Raw genomic sequence first — 24,499 nt, 5'->3', positions numbered from 1 at the left:
TATGAGAAAATGGGAGGTTATATGAAATACCCCTATTTAGAAAATAAAAAAATTCTTATTGGTGTATCAAGTGGGATTGCCATATATAAAGTCATAGATCTGGTTTCCAGATTAAGAAAGATGAACGTTGATTTGAAGATTATTATGACAGAGAACGCTAAAAACTGGATTTCAGACCAAATTTTTTCTGCTGTAGGTAATTGCGATGTATACTATTCTACCTTTGATGTAAAAGGGGGTTGGATACCACACACCCAACTTTCTAACTGGGCAGATATATTTATTGTTGCTCCTGCAACTGCAAATATTATCGCAAAATTAGCTTGCGGTATAGGTGATGACTTGTTAACATCAACTGCAATTGCTTTTGCAAAAAATAGTAAATTAATTGTCCCTACAATGAATGTAAGAATGTATGAAAATATAGCCTTACAAAGAAATTTAAAAACTTTAGAAACAGATGGATGGATGATTGTAGAACCAGAAGTTGGACATCTTGCTGATGGAGAATCTGGAAAAGGTCGCTATCCTGACAATGAAAAAATAATAGAATATGCAGAATATTTACTCTGCAAAAAAGATTTTCATAATAAAAAGGTATTAATTAGTGCTGGACCAACTATTGAAAAAATAGACCCTGTACGATTTATCTCTAATAGATCTAGTGGTAAAATGGGATATGAACTATCTCGTGAGTTTGCTTGTAGGGGGGCAGAAGTGACCCTTGTATCAGGCCCTGTAAATTTACCCCCTCCTTCACTAGTAAAAAAAATTATTTCGGTTGAAAGCGCTATTGACATGGAAAAAGCAATAGCAACACACTCGGAAAATAGTGATATAATTATTATGACAGCGGCGGTAAGCGATTTTCGAATTAAAAATTATTCTACTCAGAAAATAAAAAAAGACAACATTCCTACTCTTGTGTTAGAAAAAAATCCTGATATCTTAAAAGAATTGGGAAAGAAAAAAAGCAAGAATCAAATTTTAATTGGATTTGCCGCAGAAACCCAAAATCATAAAGAAAATGCCATAAAGAAACTCAAAGAGAAAAATTTAGATATGATTATTGTAAATGATGTTTCTAGAAAAGATATTGGATTTGAATCCGACGAAAATGAGATAATTGTTTATAGTGATGGGGAGGAATATCGACTTGAAAAAAATAATAAGAGAATTATTGCTGCTGGTATTGTTGATTACATCTATAATAAGTTTTTCTGAAGATTTCTTTTTAATGTATCCAAGCGAATATGATCAATCAAAAAATACTGTTAAAATAAATCTTGAAAGCTTAATAGAACTTCAAAGTATTCCCGATGTTTACATTTATGATGGGGGAATACGAAAAAAATTGATTACCTCTCAAGTTAGGGAAAATGTATATAGTTTTTATGTCAATTTAAATTCTTATACTGGTGACGTTTATTCTTTCTTAGTATCTTCGACTGATAAAGATGGTCAGTATATATCACATTTTTTTAATAATTTCTTGGCAAAGGAAGATTTTGTTCCGGAAATTAAAGTTGAAATAACTACTTCTATAGGTCCAAATGGATATGAATATTACCTAGACTTTTACCCAAACAATACATTATACTTAATTGATATCATTATTGATGGTAAAGAATTTGACAGTAAAGAAGATTTTCTAAACGCCTTAAAAAACCTTAAAGAAGGACTTTATCGAACTCAATTTATATTCAGAAATAGGTATGGTATTTATTTTAAAGTAGATTCTACTTTTTTGAAACTAAGCGAGGTAGTAATAACAGAAAATATTTTAAAACCTCAACAAAAATTTGAAATTATTGGTTATCACATAGTACAAAAAGGAGAAAGCTTATATAAAATAGCAAGAGAATATAATGTCCTCCCGGGTGATTTAGTTAACATAAATAATTTACGAGATCCATCTCTAATCTATCCTGGCCAAGCCTTAAAAATCGGAAAAGTTGAATATTATGAAAGCCCAATACACTTAGAAATAGATCTTTCAAAAAATAAAATGTACCTTTATTTTCATGAACAACTTTTAAAAACATACGTTGTAGCTGTAGGAATGAGTGATTACACTCCACCTGGCTATTACAGAATATCATATAAAGAAAAAGATCCCGCATTATACTGGTATGATGAATATATTCCGCCAGGCTCGCTTCTTAATGGTATGGGAACAAGATGGTTACAGCTTTCAAATCCCCAATATGGAATTCATGGAACTACAAAACCTTGGGAAATAGGAAAAAGAATATCACATGGCTGTATCAGAATGTTCAATTTTGATGTGGAAGAAATAGATTTTATCACTTCATTAGGAACGGAAGTTTATGTATATAATAGCAAAAATTAAAACCTCGCGAAACTATCTCGTGAGGTTTTAATTATTTGGGGTGGCTGGTGGGATTTGAACCCACGACATCCTGAGTCACAGTCAGGCGTTCTGCCACTGAACTACAGCCACCATTATTAAAAAACATATACATAAAAAAACAAAGATTGGTGCGCCTGGCGGGACTCGAACCCACAGCCCTTGGATTAGAAATCCAATGCTCTATCCTTTGAGCTACAGGCGCTGGAGCGGCCGACGGGGATCGAACCCGCAACCCTTGGCTTGGAAGGCCAATACTCTACCAGTTGAGCTACGGCCGCAGATAACTTATCTCGTTCCAAAGCAACAAAAATGGTCGGAGCGACTGGATTTGAACCAGCGACCTCCGGTGCCCAAGACCGGCGCGCTCCCAACTGCGCTACGCTCCGTTTCCCTATCGAAATATATAATATCACAATGATATATATTTGTCAACACAATTTTGTAAATTTCCTTCTAATTTTTATTTAAAGTAGGTATCACAAAATTAATAAATAATCGATATATTCTTAATTAATTTTGTGATAAAATAATTATGATCGTTTGTATAAATGTGAAAAATTTACTAAATTATACCCTTAATATCAAAAAAATATTTAAGGGGGTAAGTATTTATGAAAACCAAAAAAGTTAAAAAAAGTTATCTAACTTCTTTCAAAGCTGATGAACCAACTATTCAAGAGCTACGAAATATAGCTAAGAATTTGGGTATAAAACTAAAAAGAAATATGAAAAAAAAAGACATACTAAAGCTTACTTTGAATGAAATTAAAAAAATCGAGAAATCTTTTGAGATAGATACTCAAAAAGTGGAGAAAACAACCGAACATTCAAATTTGCAAAAGAAAGATAAGCTAAAATTAATACCTGTAAATCCTCGGTGGGTCTACACCTACTGGGATTTCTCTAAAAAAACCATAAATAAAATTTCAACAAAAAAAGCATCAAAGCTGTTTCTCAGGATATTAGAATCTCCTAAAACAACAGAAACAACGGATAATTACATTTTTGAAGATTTTGTCCCCATAGAAAGTTCCTCTGAATATTTCCTCAATGTACCTCATGAAGATTCAAGTTATATTGTTCAAATTGGGACAAAAGACGAAAATAATATTTTTAAAGTGATTCTAGAATCTAAAAGTGTAAAAACTCCTAGATCAACACCAATGATAATAGATAAAGAAAAATGGCTAATAATCAAGGGGAAAAATAATATTATTGAGGAAAAAGAAAGTAACCATATACAAGATATTCCTACCAAACTAACGGAGGTTAGTAGTAAACAAATGGTTAACAATCAAAAGTTGCTTTTTCCCTTCATTTCCGACGGAGGTTCTTCAATATGAGTCAATTTAAAGCTGGTTTATTGTTAGTTCTACATGCACATCTTCCATACATACACCATCCTGATTTTGAGCAATTCATGGAAGAACGTTGGTTGTTTGAAGCTATTACTGAAACTTATATTCCGCTAATAAAAGTTTTTAAATCCCTAGAAAAAGACAAAATACCTTTTAATCTGACTATAAGCTTTTCCCCTCCACTTATGGAAATGCTAACTTCAAATAGTTTGCAAACCAAATATTTAAATCATCTCTCCAAATTAATTGAGTTAACAGAAAAAGAAATTCAAAGAACTAAAAATGAAGATCCTAAAAAAATGCAAATTGCAAAATTTTATAGACAAGAATTTATCGAAGCTATGAAGATATATTCTGACCAATACAATCAGAATATTCTAAAAGCTTTTAAAGAATTTCAAGATAAAGGTTACATTGAAGTGATAACATCTAATGGTACGCATTCTTATTTACCGCTTTACAGAGAATATCCAGAAGCTATACGTGCCCAATTAAAGGTGGCTATTTCAACATTTAAAGAGAATTTTGGAAAACATCCTAGAGGTATGTGGTCTGCTGAATGTGCTTATTATGAAGGGCTAGATAAATATTTTAAAGAAGAAAATATCGAATATTTTTTTGTTGATTCTCATGCATTTCATTTTGCCGCTCCTGCGCCAAAATATGGGGTATATAGACCAATAATTACCCCTAACAATGTCTTTGTCTTTGCTAGAGATCCCGAATCAAGCGAGCAAATATGGAGTTCACAAATAGGATATCCTGGTGATCCTAGGTATAGAGAGTTTTATAGAGACATAGGTTTTGAAAGAGAGGAAGAGTATATAAAACCGTACATAGACAAAAGCGGAATTAGATGTAATACTGGAATTAAATATTACAGAGTTACTGATAAAAATCTTCCTTTAGATAAAAAAGAAATATATGATGTGGATGAGGCAAAAAACGCCGCAAAAGGCCATGCTAAAGATTTTGTTTTGAAAAAATTATCTCAAATAGAAAAAATTAAGAATTCGATCGAAGGTGAATCACCAATAATAGTTGCTCCTTTTGATGCTGAATTATTTGGTCATTGGTGGTATGAAGGACCTTTGTTTTTAGAGTATATTTTTAGAAATCTAGCCCAACTTGATAATCTAGAGTCATGCACCCCTTCGAAGGTAATTGACACGATAGAAAAGGTTCAAATAGTTACACCTGCTGAATCTTCGTGGGGAGCCAATGGTTATCATGATGTTTGGTTAAATTCCTCAAATAGTTGGATATATAGATATATCTATGACATGACTGAAAAAATGATCCTTTATGCTAATACCTATCAAAATCCTTCCTCTTTAGAGAAAAGATTATTGAATCAAATGGCACGTGAAGTTTTTTTAATTCAAGCGAGTGATTGGCCTTTTATAATGACTACCAATACCACAGTAGAGTATGCAAATATGAAAATTAAAAATTGTGTTAACAGATTCTTGGAATTAGAAAAAATGCTCATAGAAAAAAAGATAAATGAACAAACACTCTCCTACTATGAATGGGTAGACGGTATTTTTAAAGATTTAGATTATAAAATTTTTGCGAGCAAATACTAAAAGAATTCATACTATTGAAAGGAGGATAAACAAGTGCCTGAAAAATATTTTGAAATAAGATGGCATGGAAGAGCGGGACAGGGAGCAAAAAGTGCTTCTCAATTTCTAACAGAGGCCGCAGAGGAATCTGGAAAATATTCTACCTCATTCCCAGAATACGGTGCAGAGAGAACTGGTGCTCCTATGAAAGCATTCAACAGAATTGCAGATGTCCCAATCAGGCTCCGAAGTGACATAGAAAATCCAGATGTTGTATGTGTAATTGATGATACACTCTTGAAAAATCCGGAAATTACCAGTGGACTATCAGAAGATAAATTGTTACTGGTGAATACTACAAGAAGTATTGAAGAAGTGAGAAAGCTTACAAAATTTAAAGGCAAAATAGGTGTAGTTCCTGCTACTGAAATTGCTCTAGAAGAAATTGGTCGTCCTATACCTAATACTACTATGATAGGTGCCTTAATTAGGGCAACAGACGTCGTCCCCATGGATGCTGTAAAACAGAAGATCAGAGCCGCATTTGCTAGAAAATTCTCTGAAAGTGTTGTACAAGCAAACATTAGAGCTTTAGAAAGGGGCTACCAGGAGGTGAAGTTTAGTGAGTAACCTTAAAGGATGGAAAGATATTCCCATTGGTGGGGTTATAGATAAACCAGCCACATCAAGACAATATAAAACTGGTGAATGGAGAGTTTCAAGACCCGTTGTTGATCGAGAAAAATGTATAAATTGTATGCAATGCTGGTTATATTGTCCAGATATGGCGATAGAAGGTAGCATCGATGGTAAAAAAATGAAACTAGGTGCATTTAACATGGATTATTGTAAAGGCTGTGGAGTATGTGCAGCTGTTTGTCCGGTTAATGCCATTGAAATGAAACCAGAATCAGAATTTCTTGATGAATAAAGGAGGTTAAAATAAATGCCTGTGAAATTAACTGTTACAGGAGCTCATGCTGTAGCTCATGCTATGAGGCAAATTAATCCTGATGTTGTGGCAGCTTATCCTATCACGCCTCAAACACCCGTAGTTGAATATTATGCAAATTTTGTTGCAGACGGAATAGTTGATACTGTACTAGTCCCCGTTGAATCTGAACATTCAGCTATGAGTGCAGTTGTTGGAGCTGCTGCTGCAGGTGCTAGAACTATGACAGCAACCGCTGCTAATGGATTAGCCTTAATGATTGAAATTGTATACATAGCTGCTTCAAATAGATTACCAATTATAATGCCTGTTGTAAATAGAGCCCTTTCTGGCCCTTTAAACATTCATTGTGATCATTCTGATGCAATGTTGGCTAGAGATTCAGGTTGGATTCAATTTTTTACTGAAAACCACCAAGAAGCTTATGATTTTATGATAATAGCCACCAAGTTAGCTGAAAAAGAAAATGTGCTTTTACCAGTTATGGTTAATTTAGATGGATTTATCACTTCTCATGGTGTTGAAAGCTTTGAAATGCTTGACGATGAAGTGGTTAAGGAGTTTGTAGGAACTTGGAATCCCAAATATTCTCTACTTGATACTCAAAATCCTGTAACTTATGGACCGGTTGATCTTTTTGATTATTATTTTGAGCATCATAGACAACAAGAAGAAGGCATGAAACATGCGTATGAAGAATTACCAAAAGTTTTTGAGGAATTTGCAGAAATTTCTGGTAGAAAATACGACTTTCTTGATTTATATAAAACCGACGACGCTGACTATATAATGGTAATAATGAATTCTACAGCATCAACCGCAAAATATGTAGTTGATGAACTTAGAGAAGAAGGAAAAAAGGTTGGATTAATTAAGCCTCAAGTTTTTACACCTTTTCCTAAAAAAGAATTCCAAAAAGTTTTGAATGGTCGCAAAGGAGTTATTGTTTTAGATAGAGCTATGTCTTTTGGAAAAGAAGCTCCTTTGTATTCATTAATAAAATCTTCATTATACGAAGTACCTTCAAGACCAAAGCTTGGTTCTTATATTTATGGTTTAGGAGGAAGAAACACATCTCCTAAAATGATAAGACAAGCTTTTGAAGACGCTTTTAATGGTAATTTACTCGCTGACGAACAAAGATATTTAGGATTAAGAGAATAATTGGAGGTGGACAATTGTGCCTAATATAAGAGATTTAGTGGATTACGTTGAAAACAATGATTGGGCTTTTGCTCAAGGTCATAGGCTTTGTCCGGGTTGTAATGCTCCAATGGTTGCAAACTGGGCTACGCTAGCTGCTAAAAGTTTAGGATATGAACCCGTTGTAGGAGTAGCTACAGGATGTTTGGAAGTTTCAACATCAATATTTCCTTACACCTCATGGAATGTTCCCTATATACATAATGCATTTGAAAATGTAGCCGCAACAATTTCAGGTGTCGAATCAGCCTATAGGTCACTAAGAAATAGAAAGAAAATAGACAATGATAAGATTAAGTTCATAGCAATAGGTGGAGACGGCGGAACCTATGATATAGGTTTACAATCTCTTTCTGGAGCTATTGAAAGAGGACACGACTTTGTTTATATACTCTATGATAACGAAGGATACATGAATACAGGTAATCAACGTTCAGGATCTACACCCCCAGGTGCCGATTCAACAACAGAACCTTTGGGAAAAGCTTCTTCTGGAAAACTACAATTAAAAAAGAGCATAGTTGATATAATAGCTGGTCATGAAGGGGTTTACGCAGCAACTGCGGTTACCTCAGAACCATGGGATTTTATGAAAAAAATGCAAGAAGCCCTAGAATTCCCTGGTCCTGCATTCATAGCTGTATTAGCTCCATGTGTGAGATTTTGGAGAATACCTGATGATTCAGGAGTTGAAGTAACTAAGTTAGCAGTTGAAACAAAGTATTGGCCTTTATGGCAATATAACATGGGAGTATACAAAGTCACTAAGAAACCTAAAACCTTTAAACCTGTAAAAGAATATATAACAAAACTTGGTAGATACAATAAGCTGATGAAGAGACCAGATGCTAATGAGATCATTGAAGAGTTACAAAACTATGTAAATGCTAAATGGGATAGATTGCTAGCACTTGAAGAAATAACAAAAGATAAACCTATCAGAACAAAAATATAAGTTGAAACTCTATTCTCATTAAAAAGGGGATTTTTATCCCCTTTTTATTAATTTCAGGGTATAATGTTAGTACTTTTTCATCGAATATGTGATAAAATTACTGATAAGTGTCTTTAAAAATTTGATTGATACATTTTAAATAATTAGTATATGGTAAATCAAACTGTTTTTAATATGGAGCCTATGCACGAATTATTAGTTATAGTATTCTAAACAGTGAAATGTCTAGTTAAATGAATATACCTTTTATATGGTTTAAAAATATTTATACTCTTTATAAGTTAGGAGGAATATATAGATGAACAACTGGTTTAAAAAACATGAGAAGCTTATTACTATTTTGGTTATAGCAGGTTTTTTAGCAGGTATTGTCTGGTGGTCTATAGCAACATACCTATCATCAAAAAGAACCTCTTCTGTGGTTCAAGACTCTACCCTCAATAAAGAAAACTCGGTATTAGTTATTACTAAGGACGGGGTGGAGCTCGAGTATCCTTATTGGATTATGAAGGATGAAGTTAATGCCCTTTCTCAACAACAAGCTCAGATGTATCAACTATACTACGGACAACAGCTAGACCCTGTTTTTGATTATCTAGTTCTTAAAAATCAAATAGTTGATATGCTTTATGATCAAAGACTAATTCAATACTATGCTGAACAAAACAATCTTTTACCTGATTCTAAAACCTTGAATGAATCCATTAACAATTTAAAGGCAAATGAAAATAATTGGAATATGATAGTTAGTTATTACGGAAGCGAAGATGCTGTCAAGAGTCTATTAGCTTCCGGAATACTAGAAAGTAATGTACGAAATGCTGTTGCTGCGGTTTCTAGAGATGAAGCTATGAGTTATATTGAGCAAAATTTTGAAGATATAAAAAATAATTACGAACAGATAAAAGTACAACACATACTAGTCTCAGATGAAGCTACAGCTAACCAAGTGAAGGATGACATCATTAGCGGAAATTTATCTTTTGAAGAAGCAGCGGCTCTGTATTCGCTAGATACATCCAACGCAACAAATTCTGGCGATCTTGGTTGGGTAAAACATGGAGAATTAGAAGAAAATTTTGAAATCGCTGCGTTCAATGCCCCCAAGGGTGAAATAGTAGGGCCTGTTCAAACTACCTATGGTTTCCATTTAATAAAGGTAACAGATAAAAAGATCTTTGAAAACCCTCAAGATGTATTTTTATATGAAGATGTTTACACAGAAATTGAAAATACCCTTCAAGAACAAAAATTTCAGGAATGGTTAGTCAATTATAAAAAAGAAGAGAATTTTGGAAGAATATATTATGACACTAAACTCTTGTATATGCACGAAATATTTTCAAATACTTTAGATGAAAAAGCCAAAGAAAATTTAGCCAAAGAACTTGAAGATTTGATTTTTGAAGGTGAGGATATCTCTCTAGAAGTAGATTCAGATTATCTTGCAATATATACAATGCTAACAACCGATCTATTAAATAGTTATTCAACACAGTTAACTAATCTAAATAATTACATTTATCTGTCAGAAAATGTCGACCCAAATATTTCAATATTGGGTTTAGATGAGATTAACAAGAAAATTGAAGAACTTAATCAATTATCAGACGAGAACGATGAAATTGCTAATGAGAAAGCTAAGTATGAGGCAGCAAGAGATTTTCTCAACACTAAAGAATCCGTAGAAAATATGGGAATAACCACTTTAGAAGAAGCTGAAGCTCTAAAAATAGAATTGGAAAATAAATTTGAGAAGACTAAGACTAATTTAACAAAAGTATTATCAGATTTATTTGCTCAATATCCTTCTTCTTCATCTGTAGTACAGTTGTACTATCAATTTAATCCTCAAGATCTTAAAGTAAAGGTAAAATACTCTGAATTACAGATGAATCAACTAAAACAATATATAAACTATTTAGGTCCTCAGTACCTTTTTATGTTTTTTCAACAACCAATTAATGAAATTCTTGTCAACATTCAAACAGTAATAGAGTCCGAAGAAGCAGAAATTAGCATTAAGTTAGAAGCTTTAGAATTAGGTTTAGATCTTGCAGAAATGTTATCACTAAATGACTTAAAATTGTATTATCTAGAAAAAATAAAAGAAATTGATCCTGAATATTACTCTGATATAGATAAATTAATTGAAGAAACAAGAAAAGCTATAGAAGATTCCACAAAAACCGCTACAGAAGTGGAAGTTCAATAAAAAGAAAACAAGAAGCGGGGAAGATAACTTCCCCGCTTCTTTTATTTATATTGGCTGGGACGGTAGGATTCGAACCTACGAATAACGGAGTCAAAGTCCGTCGCCTTGCCACTTGGCTACGTCCCAATTACTTATCATCCCGAGTTTTATTATAACATATGATTATAACTTTGTCAACTAAGTTTTAATTCATCTCAGACATACTTTTAGCTAGCATATAACCATGTGCTGTAGCGTAGGTAATAGACCTAGTCCATCCGCTACAATCGCCTATAATCTTTATATTTTCAAAAAAACCATTGTTTATCTTGTTTGTGTAGAACTTTACCTCAGCTCCATATAAAAGATTATCTGGATAGGTAATTCCTGGAATAACCTCTTCAAGTCTTTCTAAAAAATCAATAATAGATTCTATCGTTCTTCTAGGTAAAGCTAAATTTAAGTCCCCTAGAATATAATAACTAGAATCTAAAGTTGGTTCCACCCTACCTAACTTCTTAGTCCTTTTTGAATTTTTAAAATCTTCATAACATTGAAGAATTACTTTATCTCCACCAGCTAATATATTCGAAAGTTTGGAAATATATGAACCATAACCAACCGGATCGTTAAAAGGCTGTGTAAAAGAATGCGTGACTAATATAGCAAAATTTGTATTTGAGGTCTTCTGATTGGAATTGGCATGTCCATTAACGGTAACAAAATCATCGTATTTTTCTATTGTAACTTTTCCTGAAGGATTATTACAGAATGTTCTAACTATATAGCCCGTCTTTGATCTCAACCTAATTTTAAATTCATACATTTCCTTGTTTAACTCCGCTACTACATGATCTGGTAGTTCAAATCTTATCCCCAAATCCACTTTGTCATTTGATAAAATTAGTTCAGGGTGATTTTTAACCATGTCATTTACCAGTTTGTGCCCTCTTCTTCCAACAGCTACAATAACCTTATCATAAACTCCTTCTCCGTTTTTTGTAACAACCACAACCTTGGATTCTTGTGGAATTATTTGTATAACTTCTTCTCCAAAATGAAAATTAACATTATCTATAGTTATATAATCTTCATAGATTTTTTGCACAGTTTCGGTCAATAAATCTGTTCCCAAGTGATAGAAATGAGACCTAATTGGTTCGAAACCTGCATGATAAAATTTTTTGTATAATTCTTCATTCTCAAAAGAAGCTCCTCTTTCAAGATTTTCTGAAAATACCACTATTCCTTTATTATCTGTTTTAGCCAACCCAGACTTTAGTAGGTAAAATTCGACCACCCTTCTTTGTACACTTAATGGAATTTCCAGGTCTCCACCCATTCCTTTCGATATAAATAATTTACCATCATATTTTAAGCCCCCAAAACCTGTTCTTCCAATATCTTCACCTTTTTCATATACATCAACTGAATATATCTTATTCAATCCAAACTCTTCAAACCCCTTTAAAAATCCTATTGCTGATGCTCCAAAACCTATCAAAGCTATTTTTTTCACTATGTTCACTCCTTACAAGTTGTCTTAAAAATTTTATCAATCAGAGCTTTACTCAATATACCATCATTACTGTAACACACCTTGACATTTTATTATAATTATAGTATAATAACTCTGTAATATCAAGCTGAATATTATTATATAATTTACTTAACGCCGAGGTGGCGGAATAGGCAGACGCGGCGGACTCAAAATCCGTTGGGGTGGAGAACCTCGTGCGGGTTCAACTCCCGCCCTCGGCACCAAATAACAACAGCTCGTAAATCCTATTTAAGGGTTTCGAGCTTTTTTTCAACACATTTTTGAAACTTTAATGCACAATTTAACCTTAAGATGTCATTATTAAGTTTAGATCCTTGTAGAAGTTATCGTAAAATAACAATAATTTTGTTAAATACAATAAAATATCATCCTTAAATCTAGTTCTCAAATCTTTTCCTAACCAAACTACTCTTCCTTTATTATTGTTGAATAATCTATTTTTCTGTTTTTGAAGTAATACTCCTTATCGTACTCATTAACTTCACGAAGTACTTTGCAAGGATTCCCCACAGCAACTACATTAGATGGTAAATCCTTTGTTACAATGCTTCCGGCACCTATCACAACATTATCTCCAATAGTTATACCTGGTAAAATAACTACCCCGGCACCAATCCAACAGTTTTTACCAATATACACAGGTGCATTATATTGATATCCTTTCTGGCGAAGTTCAGGTAAGATTGGATGTCCAGCAGTTGCTACGGTAACATTTGGACCAAACATAGTATAATCTCCAACATAAATATGGGTATCATCGACCATTGTCAAATTAAAATTAGCGTATATATTCTTTCCCCAATGACAATGTGCCCCACCAAAATTTGAATGAAAAGGAGGCTCTATATAACAACCTTCTCCAATTTCTGCAAACATTTCTTTCATAAGTGCTTGACGTTTTTCAAATTCCGTAGGACGTGTCATATTAAAATCATAAAGCCTGTCTAGGCATTTTGTCTGCCACTCAATAATCTCCTCATCACCTGGAAAATAAAGCTCTCCTGTGTGCATTTTATCTTTCATCTTCATTTCAGTTTTCCTCCTCGAGAATTAAATCTTACTAACTTTAGAAATTCCAAAATTCTTATTAATTATATATGCTTTAGAACTGAATTTTTTGAATTTTTTTGTACTTATACCAATACCGTAGGAGGGCTCCGCCCTGAACCCATTATAAATTTAAATGCCTACTTTTAGAAAACATTCATTTCCATAACCTCTATTTGAATTTTTTGGTACTTATACCAATACCGTAGGAGGGCTCCGCCCTGAACCCATTATAAATTTAAATGCTTACTTTTAGAAAACATTCATTTCCAAAGTCCCTAAATTAAATCTTTGCATTTTGCATTACATTTCACTTTGAATTAATCATTTTCAACATGATTTACCTTAATTTGGAATCTGTTAAAAAATATGGAGTTTGTTCTTTGAAAAACGCTCAGGGTGTAGATAGCATATGTTATTATGCAGAAGCATTTTACAAATGTTTGTGAAAGAACCTTACAGAATAGCAAAGCAGATAAAAAGGTTTATATCATACGCAATTTATAATAGTTTGGTAAACAATATATATACCAGCCGATTAAAACGGCTGGTTTTTAATAAACTAAGAAAAATTTTATTTGTATTATTGTAGTACAAAATTAATCTCTAACCGTCTTTCACCTATATTTTTTACACTTAATAATAACCCGTTTTCATCTTCTAAACCTGGTCCATACTGTCTAAAAATAGAAGTAATGTCTAAGAATACATAAGCTATATCTCCTACTCCTATTTGATTACTTAATTTTTTAAACAAAGTATTTTCAGATAATTTTGGCTTTTGATTCATCTTTTTTTGCAAATTTTTTTGGTTGTCTCTTGAAATAAAAAGGTAATCATCTTTCCAAACATAGTATGTGTATTTAACAGATTCTTTTTTATTATTCTGCTTGACTATTTCATCTTTAACATAAAACTCAAGTGTATTCTGAGCGGTTTTTTTGTATTCAATATTATTCTCTTTTAATATCGGAATTATATCCTCAACATTAGCTTCAGTTTTAATTTTTATATAATTATTTTCAGAAATTTGCGAGAAGTTGTCATTGAAATTAATAGATAATATATCTGCATTAACTTCTATTCCACTAGACAATGTCAAGAGATTCTTTATGATTTGATAATCTACAAAATTGTCTATTAGGCTAGCAAATGCGTCAAGATCTTTTGGTATAAAACCAGATGTAATAAATAAATTTCCGAAAAACGGATATTCACTTGGATTTTTAACAAAGCTTTTATCAACAAAATCCGGATCATAATCACCTGTGCTTTTTCCCATTAATAAATTATCAATAACATAAAAATATCCATTTCCTTGATAATCTGAAGTATTTACTATATAATATAATCCACTTCTATCCTCAATAACTTCTTTTAACTGTTCAACACCCTTTTTCGAAGATTCATAGACATTCTCATCAGCAATTAAAATAAAATATTCTTCATTATTTATATTTTTTTGAAGGGTTGTAAATTCATAGCCCGAGCTTTTTATTGGATCAAGTAATGCCTTTAAATCAGAGGAAAATGAATTCATATCTTTGATTGGCCCAAGAACAAAACCATAAGCGTAATTATTTTCAGTATTTTCTTGGATAAAAAACGCTAAGTTAGTATCTAACTGACTTATAAAATTTTGATAATCGACTTTTAAGGCACTTAAATACATTTGTGTTAAAGCGGATACTAGCATTTCTCCATTAAATGGTTCTAAAAGCAAACTTTTGGTAGTTGGCACCAACTTCAAATCGTTATAAAATTTAGCTAAATCTTTAAAATAAAATACGGCTTTAGAATTTGAAGGAACCAATTCTAAAATATCTTGTGAAAAAACTGATAAGATGAAACAAACTGTCAAAATAAAAATAAATAAGATTTTCTTCGGGCACTTGCAATTCTTATTATGCAATATTTACTCTCCTCCTCTTTAGGGGATATATAAATAACTTTATTTGGATATAATGATTTAATCCATTAATGTATTACCAACTTAGCTTTTTAAAAAGTTAGTTATGTGTTCGACAATCTTTTGAATTTCAACAAGGATATCTTCTGCTTTTATAGAAAAACCAGCAGCCCTAGGATGTCCCCCTCCTCCAAAATCTAAAGCTATTTTTGAAACATCAGCCCACTCTTTTGATCTAAGTGAAACATGATATAAATTTTTTTCAAATTCTTGAAAGATCATAGCTACTTCCACTCCTCTAATTGAACGAAGATTTTCTACTAATGATGGAGAATCTTTCGGAAGAATATTGTATTTTGAAAGCATATCTAGGGTAATTAAAGAATAAGCTATCAAACCTTGTGAAGCTAATTTAAGATTTGATATAACATCTTTGTATAGATAAATATGCTCCAAAGGAGTATTGCCATGAATTTTATTAGAAATATAGCTAATACTTGCACCTTTTTCTATCAAACTTGCAGCTACCCTAAATGTTTCTGGACCTGTATTTTCATACTTAAAAAAACCCGTATCTGTTGCGATTCCTAGGAGATTCATCGTGGCTAATTGTTCATCATAATCAACACTCATAAAATTTAATAGCCTATAAACCATCTGTGCGGTAGCTCCCACTGTTGGATCTACCCAATTGACATTTCCAAAATTTGTGTTAGTAATATGGTGATCGATAACAATGACATGAAAAAAATTTAAATAATTTTCTAATCTTCCTATTCGGTCAGGTGAAGAGGAATCCAATACTATCATTAAATCAAATTCATTACAGATATTCTGTTCGATCTCACTATCTAATTTTTTAATCTTTTTTTTAACTAAAGGAAATTCTAATAGATATTCTCCAATATCGTCATCTATAACTGCTAAAGTCCTTTTTCCAAGTTTTTCTAGGCCTAGCGACATGGAAACCAATGAGCTTACATCATCACCATCGGGAAGTATATGTCCAACAAGAAGTATATTGTTACTTTTGTTAATTTCTGAAGCGATTATCTTTTCATCCACCTTATGCAACTTCTCAAATCCCCCTATCTCAAAATGATTTTATTGCATTATACACAACTTTTTCAAACTTGTTCTTTATCCTTTCCGTTGTTTGTAAAACCTCTTCATGTCTAAGCGGTTGAGGCAGAATTCCCGCTGCCATATTTGTTACTGCAGAAAAAGAAACAACTTTTAATCCTATATGTTTAGCAGCTATTATCTCAGGCATCGTTGACATCCCTACTAAATCTGCACCTAATTTATCAAATAATCTTATTTCTGCAGGAGTTTCATAAGAGGGCCCGAGTGTCCAAAGGTAAGTACCTTCTTTAATTTCTATATTTTGTTTCTTAGATTCTTCTATAATTGATTTAAGCCATTGTTTATCAACTGGTTGAACCATTGAAGGAAATCTAGGACCAAATTCGTCCATATTCGGACCAATAAGAGGATTTTTAAATGTGTAATTTATAAAATCCTTATTTGCAACAATATCTCCGGGATGGTATGTCCGATTTATTCCACCTGCAGCATTTGTTATTATTAGCCCTTGAACTCCCAATTTTTTCATAACATATATAGGAAAAACAATCTTTTTTAAATCGGTCCCTTCGTAAGCATGAAACCTCCCTTTGAGTACTATTACAGGAACACCTTGAATCATACCAACAACCAAGCTTCCTTCATGTCCGACTACCGTTGATATAGGAAAATAGGGAATATCTTTATAATTTAGAGAAATAGAATTTTCAACTTTGTCAGCAATATACCCCAACCCTGAGCCTAAAATCATTCCTATAACTGGTTTTACTTTTATATTTTCTTTTATATATTGTGTTGCTTTTTCTATCTCTAAAGACATATATTTTCTCTCCTTGTACTAAAAATTCACTTATTCACTAACAACAACATGTTGTGCCTCATTTTTTGTAAGTCTTATTACCATTTCGTTAGCTAATACTTCTATATAATTTTTCGTTTTTGCAAGTACTTTTAATCTTAAACCCGGCGAAGTCCCCTTACTAATCAAATTTTTTCTTTGTTTTTCACCACCAGAAATATCCACCACCTCGCAAGATTCAGAAGGTTGTAAATCCCAAAGCGTGGTTTTTAAATCATGAGGCATTGCCTTTTGATACTTTGAAATGAACTCTTTCGCCTTATTAAATTCTATTGGATTTCTTTTTAAAAAGAGCAATAGTCCATCTAATGCAATATAGAAGTTATCGGTTATGTGATGCTCAATTCCGCAAGCTAAATTATAAGCTTGTTCTTTTGTTATTCCTAAAACATTGACTAAAAAATCGATTAAAATAATATATCTCCTATAAACTCTTTCAGCTGCTAACATACCTTTATCCGTTAAATTAACGTATCCATAACGTTGATGTTTAACATAACCAACTTTTTCTAATTTCTTAATTGCTTCAGCAGCAGATGCATCTTTGACCCCGAGCATCTTGGAAATATCTTTTATTCTTGGTACTTTTCCGTCTATTTGTAATGTATATACTGCTCTAAGATAATTTTCTAAACTTTCTGAAAGATTATTATCCAAATTCATTCTCCTTTTCGAACAACTTCTTTTATAAACAAGCCTGATTCTACTCCAGTTTCCACAATGGTGTTATCAAATTTAACTACTGGAAATGAAGAAGTTTTCCCTTTACGAATGACTACAGCTTTTTTACCATTATTTAAAATAACTTCTGTTCCAGTTGGATATAAGCCTGCAATTGAAAAAAAGACACTAACATAATATGGATCAAAAATCAAACCAGAATATCTCAATAGAAAACTCATAGCATTATACGGAGAATGACCTGATTCTATGTAAGAATCATAGGCGTCCCCCACTTGTAGTATTCTAACTAACGGGCTTATTGAATTTTCCTTTAATTTCATAAATATTCCATTTCCATCAAAACGTTCGTGATGTGTCGAAACAGAGTCTACCACATCTTTACCAATTTTACTTTGAATACTTCTCAGCATCTCATACGCAGACAAAATATGCGATCTCACAGTCATATCATCTAAATTGTCGTAATCAAATATTACTCTATTACCTATTAAACTGTATCCAATATCGTGCAATAAACAAGTCTTTAACAATGAGTTTAAGAACATTTCAGGCATATCAAGTTTTGAAGCTATTAACGTGGAAATTATTGCTGTATTTATTGAATGGGCGTTTAATGCTTTCTCCCCTATAGAATGAAAAAGGTTCAAAACCAAATCGTCAGCTTTTAAAAATTTTTTATAGATATCTTCAACCAATTCTTCAAGCTCTGATGTATCTTCCTTCAAATAGGTGATATCCTTAACTATTTCAAATTGTTCATGCCATTGAGAATATTGTTCTTCATCTACTAAGGAAGGTATATCTTCAAATTGAACGATAATTTTTTCTTGTATTGCACCGGTAACAAAGTCAGTTTCATCATAAACTGTAACTGTTTTAATGCCATGATTTTTGAGCCTTTCTATATCTCTTGCCCTTAATACGGTACCTTTAGAAATTAAAAGGGTAGAACCTTTAAACACATCTTCTGCGACGACTTGACCAGGTTTCAATTCATAGAAAGGAACACTTTTCATTCTAATCTACCTACCTTTGTATTCAATAGATTTATATACCTGGAGAAAGCAAAGATATATATTTGTTGCTTTGAGATATACTTTTTGCAACTCTAATAACATCCTCAATTTCTGTTTTTTCAATTTGGTTAATAAACTCTTCCATTGTAATAATTTTATCATAATTTACATATAAATCAAAAATGGTTAATGCAACAGATAAATTGTTTTCCATACTTAAAGTTAGCTGACCTATTAGTCGATTCTTACCATAATTAAACCATTTACCAATTTTATTTTGATTTTGTATCATTATTATAATTTCTTCAAATTTATCTAATAACAACGGTATTTTTTCATCATTTGATAAAGCAAAAAAAAGTAACAACCCTCTCAAGGGATATGCTTCATAATGAGAAGCAACTTCATACACCAGGGCACTTTCTTCTCTGAGTTTTGAAAACAAAAGTGAACTCATTCCGCTTCCTAAAAATGTATTTAAGATAAGTGTTGCATAATAATCTTTACTTAATTTAGGAGGGGCTATAAAACCTTGAACTATATAGTTTGAAGAAAGATCCTTTTTTGTTCTTTCGATTTTTATATCTTCTTTTTTTATTTCTGGACTTTTTAATTCACTCTTTATTGAACAATTATTTTTTGACCAATTAATACTATTAAGTTGATTTAATACCTTATCTTCATTAAATTTACCTACTATTACGACATAGACATTTTGAGGGTGATAAAATTTACTATAGTAGTCTATAATTATATCATAATTGATATTAGTAACTGTCTGCCTATAACCTAGAACAGGTCTTGCAAAATCCTCATCAAATATATGTTGATATAAATTTTCAATAACTATGCTTCCTGGATCGTCTTCATATGACGCTATTTCTTCTAATATTATACTTTTTTCGCGCTCAATATCTTCACTTCTAAATTTTGGTTCGAAAACTAACCCAGATAGTATATCAATCGCTTCACTTACTTTTGTAGTAGGAATCTTTGAAAAGTATACTGTAAAATTTTTAGAAGTAAAGGCATTTAATTCTCCTCCTACTTCTTCAATTGGATTTTTAATTTGAACACTATTTCTTTTTTCTGTACCTCTAAAAACTGTATGTTCTATTAAATGAGAAATACCAGCAATAGATTCATTTTCCATTGCAGAACCAACTTTTACTCCAAAAAGTATTGATGCACTCATCATCGACTCTCTTTGTACCAAAATTACATCTAGTCCATTGTCTAATCTCTCATGTTTGTACAAATTTATCTACCCCTTTTCAAACTATTTAAATGTTTATATTAATTATTGCGGTACCGCAATAATTAATATAAACATGCGGTTTAAATCCGCACGTTTTTTATTCTTCTTTAAGCTGTTTCAATTGAAACTTTCCTTGCTCTTCTACACTCAGAACTTCGACTTTTACCTTATCTCCTATCTTAAAGGTATCTAGTTTGTCCTTTAAATTTGATTTGTGTAGCATACCAACTTTTCCAGGCAACACTTCGACAAAAATGCCATAATTTTCCACTCTTTTTACTGTTCCTTCAAAAATTTTCCCGCTTTCAACCTCTTCGGTCATATCTTTTATATATTTAACTGCGCCATTTACTTTTTCAAGATTTCTACCGTTGACTTTAACTCTTCCATCGGGCTCAATATATATTTCTACATCATATATCTCGCTTATTTCTTTTATTACTCTTCCACTTGGCCCTATTACTTCTCCTATTTTAGAAACTGGTATATTTATAACTTTAATTATAGGCACCTCAGAAGCTAATTCTTTTCGTGGTTCAGCAATTGTTTTATACATTAAATCTAATATTTTTAATCTGCCTATTTTTGCTTTTTCTAAAGCAATTTTAAGGACACTTTCATCTATTTTGTTTGTTTTAACATCCATTTGAAAAGCTGTTATTCCTTCTCTGGTTCCTGCAACTTTGAAATCCATATCTCCTAAATGATCTTCCATACCTAAAATATCTGTCAAAATAACAAATCTATCTTCCTCGAAAACAAGTCCCATTGCAATACCAGCAACATGCTTTTTAATAGGAACACCTGCATCCATAAGTGCTAGAGAAGCTGAACATACGCTTGCCATTGAAGAAGAACCATTTGATTCTAATATTTCTGATACAACTCTAATTGTATAAGGAAATTCCATATCACTTGGAATGAGATTTTTATGAGCTCTTTCAGCCAAATGCCCATGACCAATTTCTCTCCTACTTACTCCACGCAATCTCTTAACTTCACCCGTAGAGAATGGAGGAAAATTATAATGTAGCATAAATCGTTTTTCTTCATCACTAAATATTGTATCAACTAATTGAACATCCATAGGAGCTCCTAATGTTACAACAGCTAAAGATTGAGTCTCGCCTCTAGTAAAAAGGCCTGAGCCATGAACTCTTGGTATTAAGCCTACTTCACAGCTAATCTCCCTGATATCATCTACACCCCTACCATCAACTCTTCTATTTTCATTAATAATGAGTGCCCTCATTGTTTTTTGGAGTTTATCTTCAAATGCCTTATTCAAAAAGGAAAATTTTTCAGCGTAGAAACTTTCTCCCCATTTATCTAAAAACTCTTCTTCAAACTTGCTTTTCACATCTTCTTTGTACTTAGCAATTGCTTTATCTCTATTCTTTTTTCCTTGAGTTAGTAAAGCATTCTTTAATTCCAATTCATCTATGAGAGATAAATAATCTTCTATAAATTCCTTTGGAACTCTTTCTTCTTCTATTTCCCATTTTTCAACATTAAAATCTGACAAAATCTCTTCTTCAAAAGTTATAATTTCCTTAATTGCATCTTGCGCAAACATTAAGGCTTTTACCATCTCTTCTTCACTAACTTCCAAAGCTTCTCCTTCCACCATAGTTAATGCCTCTTTAGTACCAGCAACTACTATATCCATTTTAGATCGTTTTAATTCTTCTTGCGTTGGAAAAACTATAAATCGTCCATCAACATATCCTATTCTTACACCTGCTACTAAACCGTTAAATGGAATTGGCGATAGATTTAACGCTAGAGAAGCTCCTGTTATTCCCCATGTTTCAATACTATCATCACCTAGCATTGAAAAAACTGTTACTATTACTTGTACTTCGTTATAGAAGTTTTCAGGAAATAATGGTCTTATGGGTCTATCAATGAGCCTGGCCGCAAGAATAGCTTCATCACTAGGTTTTCCTTCTCTTTTTATAAAACCTCCGGGAATTTTCCCAACCGCATAAAATTTTTCTTGAAATTCCACTGTCAATGGAAAAAAATCTCCACCTTTTACTGGTTCTTCTTCCGCATCAGCTGTAACCAATATAGTTGATTGGTTATAGGTCAAAACAACTGATCCTAGCGATTGTTTAGCAACTTTCCCATACTCTAATCGCAGTTTTCTTCCAAAAAGTTCTTTTTCCCATACTTTCATTTTTTTACCTCCATTCTGTTTTTGCAATATACATTATATATTTTCAATTTGTAATTATTGCTAAATATAAAAACAAAACGGAGCTAGTAGCCCCGCTTTTTTATAGATTAATTTTATTTAACCTCTTATTCCCAATTTAGTAACTATATCTTGATAAACTAAAGGTTTGTTCTTTTTAAGGTACTTTAACATCTTTCTTCTTCTTCCAACCATAGTCATCAAACCACGCCTACTATGATAGTCTTTTGGATGTTCCTTTAAATGTTCAGTTAAATGCTTAATTCTTGCGGTTAGAAGAGCTACCTGTACTTCAATAGATCCTGTATCCTTATCGCTAATTTGAAATTCTTGAATGATCTGTTCTTTTATTTCTGGTTCTAATCCTCTAGACATCGATCAAAAACCTCCTGCAAATTATTCCTATAACCAAGTAAAGGGATAATTCCTAAACTGAGTTAAGGTTCTCCTATATTATACAATTATATTTCTAATTTGTCAATTTCATTTTTATGTTATATATTAAGATATTTCCTAATAGCGTTTGAAGCTGCAATTGCACCGTCAGAAACAGCAGTAACTATCTGTCGGATATCCTTGTGTCTTACATCTCCAGCTGCATAAACCCTATTTATATTAGTTAACATCGTCTCATCAGTAATTATGAATCCATATTCATCAGTTTCAAAAAAACCTTTAGGCAAAAAACTAGTTTCAGGTAATATTCCAATAAAAATAAAAACTCCATCGAACTCTTCCTCATAAACTTCGTTGGTTAGTGTATTTCTAATAACTAAACTTTTTACCTTTAAATCTCCTTTTATCTCTTCTACAACAGAATTCCATTTAAACTTAATATTATCTCTTGAAAACGCTCTATCTTGATATAATTTATCTGCTCTCAATTTATCTCGTCGATGAATTAGGTGTACTTCTTTTGCTATATTAGAAAGGTACACGGCTTCTTCTACTGCAGAATTACCACCGCCAACAACAGCCACTTTCATGTTTTTAAAAAAATGTCCATCACAACTAGCACAATACGAGACGCCTTTTGAAGTAAATTCTTGTTCACCCTTAACACCTAATTTTTTTGGCTTAGAACCACTTGCTACTATAAGTACCCTAGACTTTACAGTATTACCATCGTCCAAATTAGTTAGTATTAAATCATCTTTAAACTCCATGTTAATCACTTCTGAAGAATAGAACTCTGCTCCAAACTTTTCTGCATGCTCTTTCATAAGCATCGAGAGCTCTTGGCCTTTTATTGACACAAAGCCTGGGTAATTCTCTATTACATCTGTAGTATTCATTTGTCCCCCTTCTAAGGCTTTTTCTAATACCAATACAGATACACCGCCCTGTACCCCATAAAGAGCTGCAGATAAACCAGCAGGACCTCCTCCAATTATTACTATATCGTATTGTTCTTTAATTTTATTATTTATATTAACTGACTCAACATTAAAAAACACTGGGCTTCCTCCTTCCTAACCTACAAAAACAACAATATATGTTATAAATCGGACATTGTAAAAGATAAAAATGAGATCAAAGAAACAAGTTTTATTCATTTTAACCTTAATAATTGTTAATGTAGTTGATGCACTCTGTTTTATTATTCTATGGCTTTTAGAACTTCAAGAATATAGTTATTTTGAGGATAAGCGCCAATAAATTCGTTTTTCATTACCCATATCCCATTTTCTTTTACCTCAATTACAGTATGAGGCACAGATTTAATATCATATTTTACAGATAATTCTTCAAATTCGTTTGCCTCTATCATTTCTCCAATTATGTTTGAGTTAATGACTGCTGTTTGATGTGCAGCTAACACAGCTCTTGGACAATAAGGACAGGTAGGAGTAACAAAAACTCTAATTCTAATTTCCTTATCTATACTTTTTATTTTTTCGATGTTATCTTCACTAAAATCCATAATTTTTTTGGTAGATACAATTAAAATATCTTGTAACAATGTGATAAACTCGTGTCCTCCAGGCACTCCATAAAACCTTATTCCATAATCGATACCTTCGCTATCAAGAATGAACATTGCAGGAAGTAAATCTTTCTCTACTTCATACGTATCGTAATCAAAGGAATCTGCTGAAAAAACTTTAACATCAATCAAATCATTTAATTCTGTCAATTCCAACAATAATTGTTCTAAAATTTCAGAATAATCATTATTACCTTTAATTAGAACTAACTGAACATTGTCTTCCATGTTTTCCAGAATTTCTTGTACCTTAATTCGTGTTTCTTTATCTAATAATTTCTCCATTTT

The 24,499-nt window shown here is 32.2% G+C and carries 21 protein-coding genes and 6 tRNA genes; 10 read left to right on the top strand and 17 right to left on the bottom strand.

Translation table 11 applies throughout. The features are described from left to right. Positions 1 to 21 precede the first annotated feature (21 nt). Positions 22 to 1,224, top strand: a complete 1,203-nt coding sequence (coaBC, locus tag DTL3_RS03185; RefSeq protein WP_045087490.1) for a bifunctional phosphopantothenoylcysteine decarboxylase/phosphopantothenate--cysteine ligase CoaBC — start codon at positions 22 to 24, stop codon at positions 1,222 to 1,224. Beyond that, entirely contained in the window at positions 1,157 to 2,353 is a 1,197-nt protein-coding gene (locus DTL3_RS03180; protein ID WP_052670313.1) for a L,D-transpeptidase family protein, read from the top strand. Before coaBC ends, DTL3_RS03180 begins: the two co-directional genes overlap by 68 nt. Positions 2,354 to 2,389: 36 nt before the next feature. On the opposite strand, the gene DTL3_RS03175 is transcribed toward DTL3_RS03180, so the two are convergent. From DTL3_RS03175 to DTL3_RS03160, 4 genes are all read right to left on the bottom strand, one after another. Beyond that, positions 2,390 to 2,464 (bottom strand) — tRNA-His (locus DTL3_RS03175). Positions 2,465 to 2,500: 36 nt separating this feature from the next. After that, a tRNA-Arg gene (locus DTL3_RS03170) sits at positions 2,501 to 2,576 on the bottom strand. Further along, a tRNA-Gly gene (locus DTL3_RS03165) sits at positions 2,577 to 2,652 on the bottom strand. Between the two features lie 32 nt (positions 2,653 to 2,684). After that, a tRNA-Pro gene (locus DTL3_RS03160) sits at positions 2,685 to 2,760 on the bottom strand. A gap of 225 nt (positions 2,761 to 2,985) precedes the next feature. Between DTL3_RS03160 and DTL3_RS03155 the strand changes: the two genes are divergently transcribed. The 7 genes from DTL3_RS03155 (at position 2,986) to DTL3_RS03125 (ending at position 10,625) form a co-directional block, all read left to right on the top strand. After that, positions 2,986 to 3,717, top strand: coding sequence for a DUF4912 domain-containing protein (locus tag DTL3_RS03155; protein ID WP_045087489.1), 732 nt, complete (start codon positions 2,986 to 2,988; stop codon positions 3,715 to 3,717). Next, a complete protein-coding gene (locus tag DTL3_RS03150; RefSeq protein ID WP_045087488.1) occupies positions 3,714 to 5,321 on the top strand; it encodes a glycoside hydrolase family 57 protein in 1,608 nt (535 codons plus the stop codon). The genes DTL3_RS03155 and DTL3_RS03150 overlap by 4 nt, the downstream gene beginning before the upstream one ends. Before the next feature lie 33 nt (positions 5,322 to 5,354). Next, positions 5,355 to 5,930: a 2-oxoacid:acceptor oxidoreductase family protein gene (locus DTL3_RS03145; protein ID WP_045087487.1), complete on the top strand. Its 576-nt coding sequence runs from the start codon at positions 5,355 to 5,357 to the stop codon at positions 5,928 to 5,930. After that, positions 5,923 to 6,231: a 4Fe-4S binding protein gene (locus DTL3_RS03140; RefSeq protein ID WP_045087486.1), complete on the top strand. Its 309-nt coding sequence runs from the start codon at positions 5,923 to 5,925 to the stop codon at positions 6,229 to 6,231. The genes DTL3_RS03145 and DTL3_RS03140 overlap by 8 nt, the downstream gene beginning before the upstream one ends. Positions 6,232 to 6,246: 15 nt before the next feature. After that, positions 6,247 to 7,416 carry a pyruvate ferredoxin oxidoreductase gene (porA, locus tag DTL3_RS03135; protein ID WP_045087485.1) on the top strand — a complete coding sequence of 390 codons (1,170 nt, stop codon included), beginning with the start codon at positions 6,247 to 6,249 and terminating at the stop codon, positions 7,414 to 7,416. A gap of 13 nt (positions 7,417 to 7,429) precedes the next feature. Beyond that, positions 7,430 to 8,410, top strand: coding sequence for a thiamine pyrophosphate-dependent enzyme (locus DTL3_RS03130; protein ID WP_407919245.1), 981 nt, complete (start codon positions 7,430 to 7,432; stop codon positions 8,408 to 8,410). Between the two features lie 298 nt (positions 8,411 to 8,708). Beyond that, positions 8,709 to 10,625 (top strand): peptidylprolyl isomerase, encoded by a 1,917-nt coding sequence (locus tag DTL3_RS03125; protein WP_045087483.1) that lies wholly within the window; start codon positions 8,709 to 8,711, stop codon positions 10,623 to 10,625. A gap of 51 nt (positions 10,626 to 10,676) precedes the next feature. On the opposite strand, the gene DTL3_RS03120 is transcribed toward DTL3_RS03125, so the two are convergent. Further along, positions 10,677 to 10,751, bottom strand: a tRNA-Gln gene (locus tag DTL3_RS03120). 58 nt (positions 10,752 to 10,809) lie between these two features. Next, on the bottom strand, positions 10,810 to 12,126 hold the full coding sequence (locus DTL3_RS03115) for an NAD(P)/FAD-dependent oxidoreductase (protein WP_045088578.1): 1,317 nt from the start codon (positions 12,124 to 12,126) through the stop codon (positions 10,810 to 10,812). Between the two features lie 152 nt (positions 12,127 to 12,278). On the opposite strand from DTL3_RS03115, the gene DTL3_RS03110 reads away from it, so the two are divergent. Further along, a tRNA-Leu gene (locus DTL3_RS03110) sits at positions 12,279 to 12,368 on the top strand. 202 nt (positions 12,369 to 12,570) lie between these two features. Here DTL3_RS03110 and DTL3_RS03105 read toward each other — a convergent pair. From DTL3_RS03105 to pdo, 11 genes are all read right to left on the bottom strand, one after another. After that, positions 12,571 to 13,194 (bottom strand): sugar O-acetyltransferase, encoded by a 624-nt coding sequence (locus tag DTL3_RS03105; RefSeq protein ID WP_045087482.1) that lies wholly within the window; start codon positions 13,192 to 13,194, stop codon positions 12,571 to 12,573. 601 nt (positions 13,195 to 13,795) lie between these two features. Continuing rightward, a complete protein-coding gene (locus DTL3_RS03100; RefSeq protein WP_045087481.1) occupies positions 13,796 to 15,124 on the bottom strand; it encodes a hypothetical protein in 1,329 nt (442 codons plus the stop codon). Positions 15,125 to 15,205: 81 nt separating this feature from the next. Next, complete coding sequence (locus DTL3_RS03095) at positions 15,206 to 16,186, bottom strand: DHH family phosphoesterase (protein WP_045088577.1); 981 nt, start codon at positions 16,184 to 16,186, stop codon at positions 15,206 to 15,208. A gap of 28 nt (positions 16,187 to 16,214) precedes the next feature. Continuing rightward, positions 16,215 to 17,027, bottom strand: a complete 813-nt coding sequence (locus DTL3_RS03090) for a purine-nucleoside phosphorylase (protein WP_045087480.1) — start codon at positions 17,025 to 17,027, stop codon at positions 16,215 to 16,217. 30 nt (positions 17,028 to 17,057) lie between these two features. Then, entirely contained in the window at positions 17,058 to 17,729 is a 672-nt protein-coding gene (locus DTL3_RS03085) for a metal-dependent transcriptional regulator (RefSeq protein WP_084217115.1), read from the bottom strand. Beyond that, positions 17,726 to 18,766: an HD-GYP domain-containing protein gene (locus tag DTL3_RS03080; protein WP_045087478.1), complete on the bottom strand. Its 1,041-nt coding sequence runs from the start codon at positions 18,764 to 18,766 to the stop codon at positions 17,726 to 17,728. Before DTL3_RS03080 ends, DTL3_RS03085 begins: the two co-directional genes overlap by 4 nt. A 31-nt stretch (positions 18,767 to 18,797) precedes the next feature. Further along, positions 18,798 to 20,024, bottom strand: a complete 1,227-nt coding sequence (locus DTL3_RS03075; protein ID WP_045087477.1) for a M16 family metallopeptidase — start codon at positions 20,022 to 20,024, stop codon at positions 18,798 to 18,800. Positions 20,025 to 20,121: 97 nt separating this feature from the next. Further along, positions 20,122 to 22,206, bottom strand: coding sequence for a polyribonucleotide nucleotidyltransferase (locus DTL3_RS03070; RefSeq protein WP_045087476.1), 2,085 nt, complete (start codon positions 22,204 to 22,206; stop codon positions 20,122 to 20,124). Positions 22,207 to 22,323: 117 nt separating this feature from the next. Next, complete coding sequence (gene rpsO / locus DTL3_RS03065; protein WP_045087475.1) at positions 22,324 to 22,599, bottom strand: 30S ribosomal protein S15; 276 nt, start codon at positions 22,597 to 22,599, stop codon at positions 22,324 to 22,326. A 119-nt stretch (positions 22,600 to 22,718) separates the two neighbouring features. After that, positions 22,719 to 23,681, bottom strand: coding sequence for a thioredoxin-disulfide reductase (gene trxB / locus DTL3_RS03060; RefSeq protein ID WP_045087474.1), 963 nt, complete (start codon positions 23,679 to 23,681; stop codon positions 22,719 to 22,721). Between the two features lie 143 nt (positions 23,682 to 23,824). Next, a complete protein-coding gene (gene pdo / locus DTL3_RS03055) occupies positions 23,825 to 24,496 on the bottom strand; it encodes a protein disulfide oxidoreductase (RefSeq protein ID WP_045087473.1) in 672 nt (223 codons plus the stop codon). Positions 24,497 to 24,499 lie beyond the last annotated feature (3 nt).

This window comes from Defluviitoga tunisiensis (assembly GCF_000953715.1).
Taxonomy (GTDB): domain Bacteria; phylum Thermotogota; class Thermotogae; order Petrotogales; family Petrotogaceae; genus Defluviitoga; species Defluviitoga tunisiensis.
Note: the sequence above shows the minus strand (reverse complement) of the source record. Positions and strands in the feature narration are given on the sequence as shown.

Excerpts from the sequence above, each read along its gene's own strand:
- DTL3_RS03085 (WP_084217115.1), bottom strand. The coding sequence starts at position 17,729 with ATGAATTTGGATAATAATCTTTCAGAAAGTTTAGAAAATTATCTTAGA.
- DTL3_RS03090 (WP_045087480.1), bottom strand. The coding sequence starts at position 17,027 with ATGTCTTTAGAGATAGAAAAAGCAACACAATATATAAAAGAAAATATA.
- DTL3_RS03150 (WP_045087488.1), top strand. The coding sequence starts at position 3,714 with ATGAGTCAATTTAAAGCTGGTTTATTGTTAGTTCTACATGCACATCTT.
- DTL3_RS03155 (WP_045087489.1), top strand. The coding sequence starts at position 2,986 with ATGAAAACCAAAAAAGTTAAAAAAAGTTATCTAACTTCTTTCAAAGCT.
- porA (WP_045087485.1), top strand. The coding sequence starts at position 6,247 with ATGCCTGTGAAATTAACTGTTACAGGAGCTCATGCTGTAGCTCATGCT.
- DTL3_RS03125 (WP_045087483.1), top strand. The coding sequence starts at position 8,709 with ATGAACAACTGGTTTAAAAAACATGAGAAGCTTATTACTATTTTGGTT.
- coaBC (WP_045087490.1), top strand. The coding sequence starts at position 22 with ATGAAATACCCCTATTTAGAAAATAAAAAAATTCTTATTGGTGTATCA.
- DTL3_RS03070 (WP_045087476.1), bottom strand. The coding sequence starts at position 22,206 with ATGAAAGTATGGGAAAAAGAACTTTTTGGAAGAAAACTGCGATTAGAG.
- rpsO (WP_045087475.1), bottom strand. The coding sequence starts at position 22,599 with ATGTCTAGAGGATTAGAACCAGAAATAAAAGAACAGATCATTCAAGAA.
- DTL3_RS03105 (WP_045087482.1), bottom strand. The coding sequence starts at position 13,194 with ATGAAGATGAAAGATAAAATGCACACAGGAGAGCTTTATTTTCCAGGT.
- DTL3_RS03080 (WP_045087478.1), bottom strand. The coding sequence starts at position 18,766 with ATGAAAAGTGTTCCTTTCTATGAATTGAAACCTGGTCAAGTCGTCGCA.
- pdo (WP_045087473.1), bottom strand. The coding sequence starts at position 24,496 with ATGGAGAAATTATTAGATAAAGAAACACGAATTAAGGTACAAGAAATT.